Raw genomic sequence first — 14,018 nt, 5'->3', positions numbered from 1 at the left:
CGCGGCGACCGGCCCGTTACATTCCATTACATTGCACTGCGGCATGGCACGGTAGAATTCGCCGTACCATGGAGACTGACTTTTTCCTGGCGCTGCGGCGCGGGATACTGGCCGCTGCCCTTGCCGCGACGCCGGCGCTGGCGGCCGATCCCTTCGGCGCGCTCGAGGCCGTGCCGCCGATGGCGGGTCTGCATCCCGCGCCGGCGCCCTGCCAGCCCGCCGATCTCGCCAGTCCGCTCGACCTGGCCGCGGTGGTGGACCTCGCCCTTTGCAACAACCCGCAGACGCGCCAGGGCTGGGCCAGCGCCCGCGTGCAGGCGGCCCAGGTCGGCGTGGCGCAGTCCGCCTTCCTGCCCTCCGTCTCGGCCGGCGCCTCGGTCGCGCGCATCCGCAACGAGGCGGCGCGCGGCAGCGACCCCTACACGCAGCGCTCTGTCGACGCCGACCTGTCCTGGGTGCTGTTCGATTTCGGCGCCCGCTCGGCCTCGCTGGAAAACGCCCGCCAGCTGTTTGCCGCCGCCTCGTTCGCGCGCGACGCCACCGTGCAGGCGATCTTCCTGGCTGCCGTGCAGGCCTTCTTCCAGCGCCAGGCCGCCGACGCCGTGCTGGAGGCCTCTCGGCTGTCGGAGAAGGCCGCCCTCGAATCGCTGAATGCCGCCGAAGCCCGCTACCGCGTCGGCACCGCCACCCCGGCCGACCGCCTGCAGGCGCGGACGGCCCATGCCCAGGCCGTGCTCAACCGCATCGGCGCCGAAGGCGCCGTGAAGACCGCGCAGGGGACGCTCGCCAACGTCATCGGCATCGATCCGACGCTGGCGCTGACGCTGGCGCCGCTGCCGGCCGCCGCACCGGGCGCGGGTTTCGAAGCCGACGTCACGCGCCTGATCGAGGAGGCACGCACGCGGCGCCCCGACCTTGCCGCGGCGGAGGCGCAGTTCCGCGCCGCCCGGGCAAACATCGATGCGGCGAAGGCCGCGCACTTGCCGACAGTCTCGCTGGGCGTCGGCGCCGGCCGCAGCCAGATCGCCGGCCAGCCGGCCTATGACAGCTCCAGCATCGGCCTCAGCGTGAACATCCCGCTCTTCAGCGGCTTCTCCACCACCTACAAGGTGCGGGCGGCGGAAGCCCAGGCCGATCTCCAGTCGGCGCGGCGCGAGCAGGTGCGCCTGCAGGTGGCGCTCGACGTCTGGAACGCCCATGCCAACCTCGCCACCGCCACCCAGTCGGTGAAAACCGCCGAAGATCTGCTGGAAAGCGCGACGCAGTCGGAGCGGGTCGCCGCCGGCCGCTACCGCGCCGGCGTCGGCAGCATCCTCGACCTGCTCACCGCCCAGGTGGCGCTGGCCAACGCGCGGCAGCAGCGCATCCAGGCCGGCACCAACTGGTTCGTCTCGCGCGCCGCCCTGGCGCAGGCCATGGGCGCGCTGGACTCGGGACTGCTCACCGACCTCGCACCGCAAGCCGCGGCCCCCGCCTCGCAGAAAGACCGTCCATGATGCACGTGAAGAAAACCGTCGTATTCGCCGTCGCTGCCTGCCTGGTAGCGGGCGCCGGCTACTACCTCTATCAGAAGAAGGCCGCCGCCAGCCCGGAGCAGCGCTACAAGACGCAGGCACTGGCCAAAGGCGACGTCACCCAGACGGTCTCCGCCAACGGCACGCTCAACCCGGTGACGCTGGTCAGCGTCGGCACCCAGGTGTCAGGCACCGTGAAGAAGCTGCATGTCGACTTCAACGACCAGGTCAAGGCCGGACAGGTGCTGGCGGAACTCGACGATGCCATCTATTCGGCGCAGGTGCGGCAGAGCGATGCCAGCGTCGCCAGCGCACAAGCCTCGCTGCAGCTCGCGCGCGCGAATGAAGCCCGGATGAAATCGCTCTTCCAGCAGGAATACATCTCGCGCCAGGAACTCGACCAGGCGGTGCAGGCGCGCGAGGCGGCGGAAGCGCAGGCCCGGCTCACCCGCGCGCAGAACGACCGCGACCGCGCCAACCTCGGCTACTCGGTGATCCGCTCGCCGGTGTCCGGCGTGGTGGTCGACAGGCAGATCGACGTCGGGCAGACGGTCGCCGCCAGCTTCCAGACGCCGACGCTGTTCAAGATCGCGCAGGACCTGACGCAGATGCAGATCTACACCACCTTCGCCGAGGCCGACATCGGGGCGATCCGCGTCGACCAGCCGGTGCGCTTCAACGTCGACGCCTTCCCCAACCGCAGCTTCCGCGGCAAGGTGAAGCAGATCCGCCTCAACCCGACGACGCAGCAGAACGTGGTGACCTACAACGTCGTCGTCGCCGTGGAGAATCCCGAGCAGACCCTGCTGCCCGGCATGACCGCCTACGTCAGCATCGTGGTGGCGCAGAAGAAGGGCGTGCTGCTGGTGCCCAATACCGCGCTGCGCTTCAAGCCCGCCGAAGCGGACAAGGCAGGCAAGCCCGCCGAGAAGGTCGACGGCGAACCCGCAAAATCCGCCAACGGCAGCCGGCCCGGCGGCCAGTCCGGCGGCGAAAAGCGGCGGCGCGATGCCGGCAGCGGCACCGTGCATGTCCTCGAGGAAGGCCGGCTCAAGGCCGTCAAGGTCAGCACCGGGATCACCGATTCCCGTTTCACCGAGGTCGCCGGCGGCGAGCTGAAGGAAGGCGACAAGGTGATCACGGGCGAAAACCTGCCGAACGCCTCGCCGGCCGCCTCATCGAGCACCTTCCGCATGAGGCTGTTCTGATGGCCGAGGCGGTCATCCGCGTCGAATCGCTGTTCAAGGCCTACGACACGCCGGCCGGCCCCTTCCCGGTGCTGAAGGACGTCAACCTCGCCATCCTGCCCGGCGAATTCGTCGCCATCATGGGGCCCTCCGGCTCGGGCAAATCGACCTTCATGAACATCCTCGGCTGCCTCGACCGGCCGAGCGAGGGGCGCTATTTCCTGGCCGGCAGCAACGTCGCCGAGCTCGGCAAGGACGAGACTGCGGCGCTGCGCAACCGCACCATCGGCTTCGTCTTCCAGGGCTTCAACCTGCTGCCGCGCATGACGCTCGCCGACAACGTCGCGCTGCCGCTGGTCTATTCCGGCATCGGCCAAGCGGAACGCCGCGCGCGCGCGCAGGAAATGCTCGACAAGGTCGGCCTGGGCCGCTACGCCGACTCGCTGCCGAGCCGCATCTCCGGCGGCCAGCAGCAGCGCGTGGCCATCGCCCGGGCGCTGGTGAACCGGCCCCGGCTGATCCTCGCCGACGAGCCGACCGGCAACCTCGACAGCCATACCGGCGAGGAAATCATGGCCGTGTTCGGCGCCCTCAACGACGAGGGCATCACCGTCGTCCTCATCACCCACGAGAGCGACATCGCCGCGCATGCGAAGCGCCAGGTGCGCTTTCTCGACGGGCGCATCGTACACGATGCGCCGACGCAGCCGCATGCGGAGGCCGCCACCCCATGCTAGGCGCCATGCTGCACGAGGCCTGGCGCGCCATGGGCGCCAACCGGCTGCGCACCCTGCTCACCATGCTCGGCATGGTGATCGGCGTCGGCGCCGTGGTGCTGATGATGGCCATCGGCCAGGGCGCGCAGTACGCCGTGGCGCAGACCATCAGCTCGATGGGCAGCAACATCTTCGTCGTCCTCTCCGGCTACACCTCGGCGGGCGGCGTGCGAACCGGCAGCGGCAGCGCGCCGACGCTCAACGTCGCCGACGCCAATGCCATCGCCGAACTGGACGGCGTCGACACCGTCGCCCCGGTGCACTGGGGCTCGGTGCAGATGGTCTACGGCCCGAACAACTGGAACGCCTGGGTGCAGGGCACCACGCCCGCCTACCTCGATGCGCGCTCCTGGCCGATCGCCGACGGCGCCTCCTTCACCGACTCCGACGTGCGCGCCGCCACCCGCGTGGCGCTGGTCGGCCGCACCGTCGCGCAGAACCTGTTCGGCGACGAGAACCCGGTCGGCAAGACCTTCCGCATCGGCCAGGCGCCCTTCACCGTCCTCGGCGTGCTGGCGCCGAAGGGCCAGAACCTCGAGGGGCGCGACCAGGACGACCTGGTGGTGATGCCTCTCACCACCGCCCAGCGCAAGGTGTTCGGCACCCCCTTCCAGGGTTCGGTGCGCCAGATCCTGGTGAAGGCCAGCTCGGCCGAGGCGATGCCGGCGGTGGAGAAATCCATCGAGGCGCTGCTGCGCCAGCGCCACCGCCTGCGCGACAGCGCCGACAACGACTTCACCCTGCGCAACCTCACCGCGGTGGCCGACACGGCGGCCGAGACGACGCGCGTCATGTCGCTGCTGCTCGGGGCCATCGCCTCGGTGTCGCTGCTGGTGGGCGGCATCGGCATCATGAACATCATGCTGGTCTCGGTCACCGAGCGCACGCGGGAGATCGGCATCCGCATGGCGATCGGCGCGCGCGAGCGCGACATCCTCGCCCAGTTCCTGCTCGAGGCCATCATCATTTCCGTGATCGGCTGCGCCATCGGCCTCTTTCTCGGCGTCGGCGGCGCCCTGCTGGTGAACCAGCTCGCCAAGATGACCGTCGTCGTCTCCGGCAGCTCGGTCCTCACCGCCTTCGCCGTAGCGGCCGGCGTGGGAATTTTCTTCGGATTCTATCCGGCCAGAAAGGCGGCCCGGCTCGACCCCATCGAGGCCCTCCGCTACCAATAGCTTATCGGCGCGCCAGATGGGCGATAATGCCCGTCTCATGAAGGAAGAAGTCGAAATCAAGCTGTCGCTGCCGGCCTCGGCGCACCGCGCCTTCCTGCGCCATCCGCTCCTGCGAGAGGCGGAAAAGCTCGCCGCCCGCAAACTCGTCAACGTCTATTACGACACGCCCGACCTGGCCCTGCACCGCAAGGGCGTCGCCCTGCGTACGCGCCGGCAGGGGCGCGGCTGGCTGCAGACCGTCAAGTGCGCGGGCACGACGAGCGGCGGCCTCGCCGTGCGGCCGGAATGGGAGCGGCCCTACCGCGGGCGCTTCGATTTCGCCGGCATCGACGACCCGCGGCTGCGCGCGCTGCTCGAGCGGCAGCGCATCCGTTCGCATCTCGAGCCGGCCTTCGAGACCGTCTTCAAGCGCCAGGCCTGGCGGCTGCGGCCGGCGCAAGGCGGCGCCATCCTGCTCATGCTCGACCGCGGCTGGATCGAAGCCGGCGACGAGCGCCAGGCCTTGTCCGAAATCGAGATCGAGCTGGAGCAAGGAAGGACGGATGCCCTGTTCGACCTCGCGCTCGCCCTGGCCGCCGATCTGCCGCTGCGGCCCGAGATTCTCTCCAAGGCGGAGCGCGGCTACCGGCTGCGCCTGGGCACGCCGCTGAAGCCGGTCAAGGCCGCGCCCTCGCCGCTCCGCGCGGCACAGGCGCCGCTGGACGCTTTTCGCGCCATCGCCGCCGCCTGCATCGCGCAACTGCAATGGAACACGCTCGGCGCCGGCGAGCAGGATCCGGAATTCATCCACCAGATGCGCGTGGCGCTGCGACGGCTGCGTTCAGCCCTGCGCACCTTCCGGCCGGCGCTGCCGGCCGGCTTCGAGCAGGCCGTGGTCCCGCCGATTCGCGACCTGTCGCGCAGCCTCGGCGGAGCACGCGACTGGGACGTGCTGGCGGCAGAGATCGTCGGGCCGGCCCAAGCTGCCTTTGCCGACAACGCCCAGATGGCGGCATTGGCAAAATCCGTCGGGCAGGCGCGCCGACAGGCACATGCCGCCCTGCGGGAAGCGCTGGCCTCTTCCTCGCACGCCCGTTCCCTGCTCGACTTCAATGCCCGCCTGCAGCGCACCGCAGGCGGGCAGCGCGGCGCCCCGGCGGAGGAAACGCTGGCGGCCTTCGCCGCCCGCCGCCTCAACCGGCTGCACCGCAAGGCGCTGGCCCTCGCCGACGCAGCCGGGAACGCCGACCCTGCCAGCCTGCATGCGCTGCGCATCGGCGTGAAACGGCTGCGCTACGCCATCGAATTCTTCGCACCGCTCTACCGGGAGCGGGAGGCGCGCAAGGCCCTCGCCATCCTCACCGCCCTGCAGGACAGCCTCGGCGCGCTCAACGACCTGTCGCGCGCCGGCCCCCTGCTGATGCAGTGCATGGGCAGCGACCCGGCGCTGCGCGAGGCGGTCGCCCTCACGGGAGGGTGGCACGGACCGCGCCACGCCGTCCTGTGCAGACTGGCTTTGCAGGGCATCCGGCGCCTGCGCACCATCAAGCGATTCTGGAAGAAAGGCTGACCATGGCCAACAAGCCCTCCGCCGCAGCGGAAAAGACGATGGACATCATTCTCTGGCGCCACGCCGAGGCCGAGGACGGCATGCCCGATGCGAAGCGCAAGCTCACCGAGCGCGGCCGCAAGCAGGCGAAACAGGTGGCGCGCTGGCTGGGGAAGCGGCTGCCCGCCGATGCGCGCATCCTCGCCAGCCCCGCCGTGCGCGCCGTGCAGACGGCCGAGGCGCTGGAACTGCCCTTCGACGTGAAGGAAAAGCTCGGCACCGGCGCCAGCGCGGCCAGCCTGCTCGGCGCCGTCGGCTGGCCCCATGCCGGCGGCACGGTGGTGGTCGTCGGCCACCAACCGACGCTGGGGCGCGCGGCAGCACTGCTGCTCACCGGCGACGCCGCCGACTGGAGCGTCAGGAAAGGCGCGCTCTGGTGGTTCACCCGGCGCATGCGCAACGGCAGCGAGGAAACCGTGCTGCGTGCGGTGATCGCGCCCGATCTGGTATAAACACCACGAAATGCCTACCGACATCCTCTTCGACCTCGACGGCACCCTGATCGACTCCTCGCCGGGCATCCTTGCCTCGTTCGGGCGCATCCTGGCGGCCGACGGCCTGCGTCCGGCCGTGCCGCTCGAAGCCTCGCTGATCGGCCCACCGCTGGCAGCGACGCTGCGGCAGGTGAGCGGCCTCGCCGACGAGGCGAGGCTTGCGCGGCTGGTCGAAGCTTTCAAGGCCGATTACGACACGGAGGGCTACCGTGAAACAGCGGTGTTCCCCGGCGTGGCGGACGGGTTGGCGCAACTTGCCGCGACCGGTGCGCACCTCTACATCGTCACCAACAAGCGGCTGGTGCCGACGCGCCGCATCCTCGAGGCGCTCGGCCTGGCGCGGCACTTCGCCGGCATCCACACGCGCGACGAGACCGAGCCGCCGGCCCCCTCGAAGGCGGCCGTGACGAAGCGCCTCGTGGCGCACTACGGCATCGACCCGGAGCGCGCCTGCTTCGTCGGCGACTCCGACGAGGATGCCGCCGCCGCACGCGAAAACGGCCTGCGCTTCATCCACGCCGCCTACGGCTACGGCGCGGCCGGCATCGCCACCGCACCGGACGCCGTGCTCCGGCATTTCGCCGAGCTTCCCGGCGCCGTCGCCACCCTTGCACGCCGGATATGCGCAACCACCGAGCGCCCATGAGTTCGATCACGCTCAACCCCCTCGCAATCGCCGCCGGCATCGCCCGCCACCGCTACCTGCTCGGGCAACTGGTCAAGCGCGACGTCCTGCTGCGCTACCGCGGCGCCATGTTCGGCGTGCTGTGGATCTTCCTCAGCCCCCTGCTCATGCTGGCCATCTTCGCCTTCGTCTTCGGCCACATCTTCCAGGCGCGCTGGCCCGAGCAGCGCGAAGGCCTGCCCTTCTGGCTCATCCTCTACTGCGGCCTGATCGTCTTCAACGTCTTCGGCGAAACCGTCTCGCGCGCCTCGACAGCCGTGCGCAGCTTTCCAGCCTACGTGAAGAAGATCATCTTCCCGGTGGACATCCTGCCGCTGGTGCCGCTCGGCGCGGCGCTGGTGCATGCCGCCTTCAACTTCCTCATCCTCGCCTCAGCGCTGGCATGGACGGGCAACCTCTCGTCCGGCCTGCTGCTCTTCCCCCTGCTGCTGCTTCCGGTCGTGCTGCTCGCCATCGGTGCGGCCTGGTTCCTCGCCGCCTGGGGCGTGTTCATCAAGGACATGAGCCAGATCGTGCCGCTCTTCGTGCAGATGCTGCTGTTCCTCTCGCCGGTGTTCTACCCCGCCAGCGCCGTGCCGCCGGGACTGACTTTTCTCTACAACGCCAACCCGCTCGGCGCGGTGATCGGAGCGGCGCGCGCCGCCGTCCTGGGACTGCCCGTGCCCTGGGCCGCCTGGTCTGCCGCACTCGCACTGGGCTTCGCCGCTGCCATCCTCGGCCACGCCTTCTTCCAGCACAGCCGCGACGAGTTCGCCGATGCCCTCTGACAAGCCCGCTCCCGGCAGCATCGATCCCCACCTGCGCTGGCACCCGCAGCGGGTGACCCGCGCGATGCGCGAGGCGCGCAGCGGCCATCGCAGCGTGCTGGTCTGGTTCACCGGCCTGCCCAGCTCGGGCAAGTCCACGCTGGCACATGGACTGGAGGAGCGCCTCTTCGCCGAAGGCCGCAACGCCTACGTGCTCGATGGAGACAATGTCCGGCACGGCCTGTGCCGCGACCTCGGCTTCGCCGAGCAGGACCGTGCGGAAAACATCCGTCGCATCGGGGAACTGGCGAACCTGTTCCTGGATGCGGGCATCATCACCCTGGCCGCCTTCGTCTCGCCCTACGCAGCCGATCGACGGAAGGTGCGCGAACTGGTCGGCGCAGAGAATTTCATCGAGGTGTATTGCCGCTGTCCGGTCGAAGTTTGCGAATCGCGCGACGAGAAGGGAAACTACGCCAAGGCCCGGGCCGGCGGCATCGCCCATTTCACTGGCGTGTCGGCGCCTTATGAGACGCCGGAGCACCCGGACCTGGTGCTGGACACGAGTCGAACCGGCGTCGGGGAATCCATTGCAACCCTGCTGTCGCTGCTGCGCGAGCGCAACGTCATTGCACAAGCCGAAGCCGGCCATGGCGTCTGACATCGTCATCTCCGCGCGCAATCTGGGCAAGATCTACCGGCTCTTCGGTCATCCCGGCGACCGCGTCAAGCAGTTCCTCAGTTTCGGCCTCAAGCGCTATCACCGGGAATTCACCGCGCTACGCGATGTCTCGTTCGACGTCCGGCGCGGAGAAATGCTCGGCATCGTCGGTCGTAACGGCTCGGGCAAGAGCACGCTGCTGCAGCTGGTGTGCGGCATCCTCAAACCGAGCGAGGGCTCGCTGTCGGTCACTGGCCGGATCTCGGCCCTGCTCGAACTGGGCGCCGGCTTCAACCCGGAGTTCACGGGACGGGAGAATGCCTATTTCCAGGGCGCACTGATGGGGCTGTCCGGAAAGCAGATGGAAGAAAGATTCGGCGATATTGCCGCCTTCGCCGACATCGGCGAGTTCATCGACCAGCCGGTGCGGACCTACTCGAGCGGGATGTTCCTGCGGCTGGCCTTCGCCGTCGCAGTGCATGTGGACCCCGAGATCCTGGTGGTCGATGAGGCGCTGGCCGTGGGCGATGCCGGCTTCCGCGCGCGATGCTTCCGGCGCATAGGCGATCTGCGCAATGCGGGCTGCACCATCCTCTTCGTGTCCCATGACATGGAACAAGTCGCCAGGCTTTGCGGGCGGGCGATCCTGCTCGATGAAGGAGAGCAGTTGTTGAGCGGTCCGCCCGAGTCGATCGTCGTGCAGTACCGGCGGCTTCTCAACGCCGGGCCGGACACCCGCCAGGCGGCGCGCGAGCGGATCCGATCGCAAGCCGGCGGGCATGCCGACAACGCGGGCCTCATGGCGGAGGTGTATGACGATGAGGGGGCAGGCGAGGCGGAGGCTCACGTTGCCGTGGCCTACGAGCCGAACGGCGCCCTGATCGAGGATGTTCAACTGGTGGACGCCGCCGGTCGGAGCGTGACCGTCCTGCGCACCGGCCAGGACGGCCGATGCCTGTTCAGGGCTCGCTTCGTCGCAGACGCCCGTCATGTGCGCTGTGCCATGCTGATCAAGACACTCGACGGCACGCGTCTGGGCGGCGCATGGACAGCCCCTTCGGCCGAAGCCGGCATGGCGCAGGTTGCCGGCGGCGAGACTGTCGTTGCGCAATTCGATTTCAAATGCGTCCTGAACCCGGGCAGCTACCTGATCAGCGTGGCGGTGTTCGGCAGTCAGGCGGGCATCGAATACGCGCTGCATGGCCGGCAAAGCGCCCTGCGCTTCCGCGTCGAGGCAGAGACGGAACATAGCGGCATCGGAGCGGTGGGCTTTAGCTGCCAGTCTGCGGCTCGCCTGGCCGGAAAGGCGGTGGCGTAGATGTCGCTTTTCCGGAGAAAACCCCGGCCCGGGTCGGTGCCGGCGCTCTTCCTGCACATCCAGAAGACCGCTGGCACGTCGATTCTCCATCTGGCACGGCAACACTACGGAGACAGCCTAGCCAGCCATGGCGACTGCTGGGGCAAGTCCCCCGACCAGTTGCACCATGTCCGCTTCATTTCCGGCCACATCGGCTACCATTTCGCGCGGCCCCTGATGGAAGGCCGCTACACCTTCACTTTCCTGCGGGACCCGGCTGAGCGCATCCTGTCCATGTACTATTTCTGCCGGTCTCGCGATCCGGCAGAATTCATCATTTACCAAAAGGCGCACGAACTGAACCTTGCCGGATTTCTGGAGGCCGGATTGCATGATCCCTGGGTGCGCAAGAACATCTGGAATAACCAAGTCTGGCAACTGGCCCACGGTTACGCCCACCGCGACGACCGGACCATCGCCGATTTCGGCGAGGACGAACTGCTGCGCCTGGCCAAGGAACATATTGCCGAGTTGTCGCATGTGGGCTTTACCGAGACGTTCGCCGCCGATGCGGCACCCGTACTAAGGGCGCTGGGGATACCTGGGATGGAAAGCATGCCGAAACTGAACGAGACGCCGGGGCGGCCGGGAGCCGAGGCGCAAGCCCCGGAAATTAGGGCGCTGCTGGACCGACTGACCGGGCTGGATCGCCAGCTCTATGACTACGCGCGAAACGAGCTGCCCCGCTTGAAGCGTGCCGGGTGATGGCGATGGTAAGGACCGATGGCTTCCAATATAAGCTGCGCCGACTGCGGCGCAAGCTGGTCATTTACCTTCAGTACCGCCATTTCGGCAGGCTGCGCCGCGTGCGCGACCGCTATCTGCAACTGATGCTGGACTGCCTGACGGGCAGCATCTACGAGGACCCGCCGCTGAAGGCGCTCGGCAGCGACACCTTCGACAAGACGTTGCGCGAGTACGGCTGGGACTGGCCATCCGTGGCCCACTCGATGATAGGGCGCAGGCGCATGGCAAACCTGCGCCTGCTGGCTGAGGAGGCGCTCTTCAACCGCGTGGCCGGCGACTTCATCGAGACCGGCGTCTGGCGGGGGGGTGCCTGTATCTATCTGCGAGCTGTCCTGGAGGCGTACGGCGTCAAGGACCGCAAGGTATGGGCCGCCGATTCATTCGAGGGCCTGCCACCACCCGATGCCGCCTATCCAGCGGATTCGGGAGATACATTCCACACCTACAGTGAGCTGGCTGTGCCGCTCGAGACGGTTCGGCACAACTTCGAGCGCTACGGCCTGCTCGATGGGCAGGTCGTCTTCCTCAAGGGCTGGTTCAAGGACACCCTCCCGGGGGCGCAGACCGGCCCGCTGGCCATCCTGCGCATGGACGGCGACATGTACGAGTCGACCATGGACGCTCTATCTCATCTCTACGACAGGGTCTCCGTCGGCGGCTATGTGATCGTCGACGACTACCGCGTCGTGGAGGGATGCCGCAAAGCCGTTGATGAGTTCCGGTCCCGGCGGAATATCGACGACGAAATCATCGAAATCGACGGCGTCGGCGTTTATTGGCAAAAAACAGGGCTCTGATCCCGCTACGAAATGATGGCCGCGATTTCTCGGCGCAGCGGAATGCCATCGGCGGAGCCAAGCCAAGCGAAATTCCGGAAGGTACAATGTCGGGCAAAGTGGATGTAATGTAATCCGGAAGAATCCGACTGCAGCCTTTTCCGTAGCACAAACGGCCTGAGCTATGGCCCAACGCCACAAATACGAATACCAGGTCAATCCCGACACTGCCGCCGCGAAGGTGATCCGCATGGTGGGTAGCGGCATGCGGGTGCTCGAGCTCGGCCCCGGCCCTGGCTCGATCACCCGCCACCTGCACGGCAACGGCTGCCGCATCACGGCACTCGAACTGGACGCCGAGGCGATCGCGATCGTTTCCGAATACTGCGAGAAGGTGCATCCCTGCAATCTTAACGACGCACAGTGGCCGGCGCTGCTCGGCGACGGGAAGTTTTCCGTCGTCGTCGCCGCCGACGTACTCGAGCACCTCTACGATCCCTGGGGCACACTCAAGAAGATGCTGCCCTTGCTCGCCGACGACGGCTGCGTCGTCATCTCCCTGCCCCATGTCGCCCACAGTGCCGTCGTCGCCTGCCTGCTCAACGAGGACTTCGAATACCAGCCCTGGGGTCTGCTCGATCGCACGCACATCCGCTTCTGGGGCATCCGCAACATCCAGAAGCTGTTCGAAGACGCCGGCTTCAAGATCGTCGAAGCCGACTTTGTGGTGCGCGCGCCGGAACAGACCGAGTTCGCCAGCCGCTGGCGCAAGCTGCCTCGCGAGGCACGCAAGGCGCTCGAATGGAACCGCTTCGGCAACGTCTACCAGGTCGTGCTCAGAGCGGTGCCGCAGGCCGCGGAGGGCAAGGCGCTGCAACTCGAATCGCTCGCAGTGCCGGCACCCGGCCAAGGCGGCTTCAGCGCTGGCGCCCAACGCAACCGGCTGCTCGGCTTCCTTATTTCCTTCCTGAGCCTGGAGACCCGAGCGCGGATCTCCCGCCTGCTGCAGCGCCTCGGCATCCGCCACTGAGGAACCGCCTCGATGATCGACCAGACGACGCCGGCCAGGCCCGACCGATTCCCCCGCATCATCGCCTTCTACCTCACGCAGTTCCATCCCATCCCCGAGAACGACAAGTGGTGGGGCAAGGGTTTCACCGAATGGACCAACGTCACCAAGGCGCAGCCCCTGTTCGACGGCCACTATCAGCCCCATCTGCCGGCCGACCTCGGCTTCTATGACCTGCGCGTGCGCGAAACGCGCCACGAGCAGATCCGCCTGGCGAAGGAATACGGCATCGACGGCTTCTGCTACCACTACTACTGGTTCTCGGGAACGCGCCTGCTCAACCAGCCGCTCGACGACATGCTGGCCGATCCGGAAAGCGACATGCCTTTCTGCCTGTGCTGGGCCAACGAAAACTGGACGCGCCGGTGGGACGCCGCCGAGCACGAGATCCTCATCGCCCAGCGCTACCTGCCGGACGACGACCTCAACTTCATACGGAGCCTGGCGCCCTTCCTCACCGACCCCCGCTATATCCGCGTCGGCGGCGCCCCTTTCCTCATCGTTTACCGACCGCAGCACCTGCCCGATGCGCGCAAGACTGTCGCCGTCTGGCGCGACTTCTGCCGCACCGCCGGCATCGGCGAAATCCATGTCTGCGCCGCACTGACGCACGGCAACCAGGATTACGCCCAGTTCGGCTTCGACAGCGGCGTGGAATTCCCGCCCCACAACCTGCAGAGCAGGAACCTGGCGAAGAACATCGCCTTCCGCGATCCCTTCGCCGGCTATGTGGTGGATTACAGGGAGATCGCAACGACGTACCTTGAAAGGCGCTACCAGCACTCCAACGTCTTCCGCGGCGTCTTCCCCGCCTGGGACAACACGCCTCGCACGGGAAGCCGCGGCGTCATCGTGATGGGCACCTCGCCGGAAAACTACGAGTGCTGGCTGGCGCAGGCCATCGAGCGCAGCGCGCGCGACTTCCCGGAGCAGGAGCGCCTGGTGTTCATCAATGCCTGGAACGAGTGGGCCGAGGGCTGCCATCTCGAGCCCGACCGAAGGTATCAGCGCCGCTATCTCGAAGCGACGCTTGCAGCAAAATGCGAGCCCGACCGGCCACGCCGGTTCGTGGATGCCCCCGATCCCGCCCTCTCGAGCGAGGCACGGCGCCGGCTGCTGCCCGATCTGGGCGCCGTGCTTGCCTATCATTTTCACCTGACCCTGGGCCGGCTGGTCGGCTGGCTGAAGGGGTACCCGCGCTTGCGCAGGTTCGTCCGCTGGGTCCTGAACGGCGGCCGCTAGG

14 protein-coding genes are annotated in these 14,018 nt (G+C 67.8%); all 14 read left to right on the top strand.

Annotated elements, in window-relative coordinates:
* The first annotated feature begins 68 nt into the window (after positions 1-68).
* The 14 genes from ROZ00_01165 (at position 69) to ROZ00_01100 (ending at position 14,017) form a co-directional block, all read left to right on the top strand.
* Entirely contained in the window at positions 69-1,496 is a 1,428-nt protein-coding gene (locus tag ROZ00_01165) for a TolC family protein (protein ID MDT3734819.1), read from the top strand.
* The gene (locus ROZ00_01160) at positions 1,493-2,722 is read left to right on the top strand and encodes an efflux RND transporter periplasmic adaptor subunit (protein MDT3734818.1); all 1,230 of its coding nucleotides are present in this window, start codon (positions 1,493-1,495) and stop codon (positions 2,720-2,722) included. Before ROZ00_01165 ends, ROZ00_01160 begins: the two co-directional genes overlap by 4 nt.
* Positions 2,722-3,438, top strand: coding sequence for an ABC transporter ATP-binding protein (locus ROZ00_01155; GenBank protein MDT3734817.1), 717 nt, complete (start codon positions 2,722-2,724; stop codon positions 3,436-3,438). The genes ROZ00_01160 and ROZ00_01155 overlap by 1 nt, the downstream gene beginning before the upstream one ends.
* On the top strand, positions 3,432-4,652 hold the full coding sequence (locus tag ROZ00_01150; protein MDT3734816.1) for an ABC transporter permease: 1,221 nt from the start codon (positions 3,432-3,434) through the stop codon (positions 4,650-4,652). The genes ROZ00_01155 and ROZ00_01150 overlap by 7 nt, the downstream gene beginning before the upstream one ends.
* A gap of 37 nt (positions 4,653-4,689) precedes the next feature.
* A complete protein-coding gene (locus tag ROZ00_01145) occupies positions 4,690-6,201 on the top strand; it encodes a CHAD domain-containing protein (protein MDT3734815.1) in 1,512 nt (503 codons plus the stop codon).
* 2 nt (positions 6,202-6,203) lie between these two features.
* The gene (locus ROZ00_01140) at positions 6,204-6,692 is read left to right on the top strand and encodes a histidine phosphatase family protein (GenBank protein MDT3734814.1); all 489 of its coding nucleotides are present in this window, start codon (positions 6,204-6,206) and stop codon (positions 6,690-6,692) included.
* Between the two features lie 10 nt (positions 6,693-6,702).
* Positions 6,703-7,380, top strand: a complete 678-nt coding sequence (locus ROZ00_01135; protein MDT3734813.1) for an HAD family hydrolase — start codon at positions 6,703-6,705, stop codon at positions 7,378-7,380.
* Complete coding sequence (locus ROZ00_01130) at positions 7,377-8,186, top strand: ABC transporter permease (GenBank protein MDT3734812.1); 810 nt, start codon at positions 7,377-7,379, stop codon at positions 8,184-8,186. Before ROZ00_01135 ends, ROZ00_01130 begins: the two co-directional genes overlap by 4 nt.
* Positions 8,176-8,826, top strand: a complete 651-nt coding sequence (gene cysC / locus ROZ00_01125; protein MDT3734811.1) for an adenylyl-sulfate kinase — start codon at positions 8,176-8,178, stop codon at positions 8,824-8,826. Before ROZ00_01130 ends, cysC begins: the two co-directional genes overlap by 11 nt.
* Positions 8,816-10,144, top strand: coding sequence for an ABC transporter ATP-binding protein (locus ROZ00_01120; GenBank protein ID MDT3734810.1), 1,329 nt, complete (start codon positions 8,816-8,818; stop codon positions 10,142-10,144). The genes cysC and ROZ00_01120 overlap by 11 nt, the downstream gene beginning before the upstream one ends.
* Positions 10,145-10,888: a sulfotransferase family 2 domain-containing protein gene (locus ROZ00_01115; GenBank protein MDT3734809.1), complete on the top strand. Its 744-nt coding sequence runs from the start codon at positions 10,145-10,147 to the stop codon at positions 10,886-10,888.
* 5 nt (positions 10,889-10,893) lie between these two features.
* A complete protein-coding gene (locus ROZ00_01110) occupies positions 10,894-11,727 on the top strand; it encodes a TylF/MycF family methyltransferase (protein MDT3734808.1) in 834 nt (277 codons plus the stop codon).
* A 163-nt stretch (positions 11,728-11,890) separates the two neighbouring features.
* Positions 11,891-12,736, top strand: a complete 846-nt coding sequence (locus ROZ00_01105; protein ID MDT3734807.1) for a class I SAM-dependent methyltransferase — start codon at positions 11,891-11,893, stop codon at positions 12,734-12,736.
* 12 nt (positions 12,737-12,748) lie between these two features.
* A complete protein-coding gene (locus ROZ00_01100; GenBank protein ID MDT3734806.1) occupies positions 12,749-14,017 on the top strand; it encodes a glycoside hydrolase family 99-like domain-containing protein in 1,269 nt (422 codons plus the stop codon).
* Position 14,018 lies beyond the last annotated feature (1 nt).

The organism is Denitratisoma sp., assembly GCA_032027165.1.
GTDB lineage: Bacteria > Pseudomonadota > Gammaproteobacteria > Burkholderiales > Rhodocyclaceae > Desulfobacillus.
The sequence above is the reverse complement of the archived record's forward strand: the minus strand, read 5'-3'. Positions and strand labels throughout refer to the sequence as shown.

What these genes read in the sequence shown, in the direction of transcription:
- ROZ00_01165 (MDT3734819.1), top strand. Translation starts at nt 69, where the DNA reads ATGGAGACTGACTTTTTCCTGGCGCTGCGGCGCGGGATACTGGCCGCT.
- ROZ00_01160 (MDT3734818.1), top strand. Translation starts at nt 1,493, where the DNA reads ATGATGCACGTGAAGAAAACCGTCGTATTCGCCGTCGCTGCCTGCCTG.
- ROZ00_01155 (MDT3734817.1), top strand. Translation starts at nt 2,722, where the DNA reads ATGGCCGAGGCGGTCATCCGCGTCGAATCGCTGTTCAAGGCCTACGAC.
- ROZ00_01150 (MDT3734816.1), top strand. Translation starts at nt 3,432, where the DNA reads ATGCTAGGCGCCATGCTGCACGAGGCCTGGCGCGCCATGGGCGCCAAC.
- ROZ00_01145 (MDT3734815.1), top strand. Translation starts at nt 4,690, where the DNA reads ATGAAGGAAGAAGTCGAAATCAAGCTGTCGCTGCCGGCCTCGGCGCAC.
- ROZ00_01140 (MDT3734814.1), top strand. Translation starts at nt 6,204, where the DNA reads ATGGCCAACAAGCCCTCCGCCGCAGCGGAAAAGACGATGGACATCATT.
- ROZ00_01135 (MDT3734813.1), top strand. Translation starts at nt 6,703, where the DNA reads ATGCCTACCGACATCCTCTTCGACCTCGACGGCACCCTGATCGACTCC.
- ROZ00_01130 (MDT3734812.1), top strand. Translation starts at nt 7,377, where the DNA reads ATGAGTTCGATCACGCTCAACCCCCTCGCAATCGCCGCCGGCATCGCC.
- cysC (MDT3734811.1), top strand. Translation starts at nt 8,176, where the DNA reads ATGCCCTCTGACAAGCCCGCTCCCGGCAGCATCGATCCCCACCTGCGC.
- ROZ00_01120 (MDT3734810.1), top strand. Translation starts at nt 8,816, where the DNA reads ATGGCGTCTGACATCGTCATCTCCGCGCGCAATCTGGGCAAGATCTAC.
- ROZ00_01115 (MDT3734809.1), top strand. Translation starts at nt 10,145, where the DNA reads ATGTCGCTTTTCCGGAGAAAACCCCGGCCCGGGTCGGTGCCGGCGCTC.
- ROZ00_01110 (MDT3734808.1), top strand. Translation starts at nt 10,894, where the DNA reads ATGGTAAGGACCGATGGCTTCCAATATAAGCTGCGCCGACTGCGGCGC.
- ROZ00_01105 (MDT3734807.1), top strand. Translation starts at nt 11,891, where the DNA reads ATGGCCCAACGCCACAAATACGAATACCAGGTCAATCCCGACACTGCC.
- ROZ00_01100 (MDT3734806.1), top strand. Translation starts at nt 12,749, where the DNA reads ATGATCGACCAGACGACGCCGGCCAGGCCCGACCGATTCCCCCGCATC.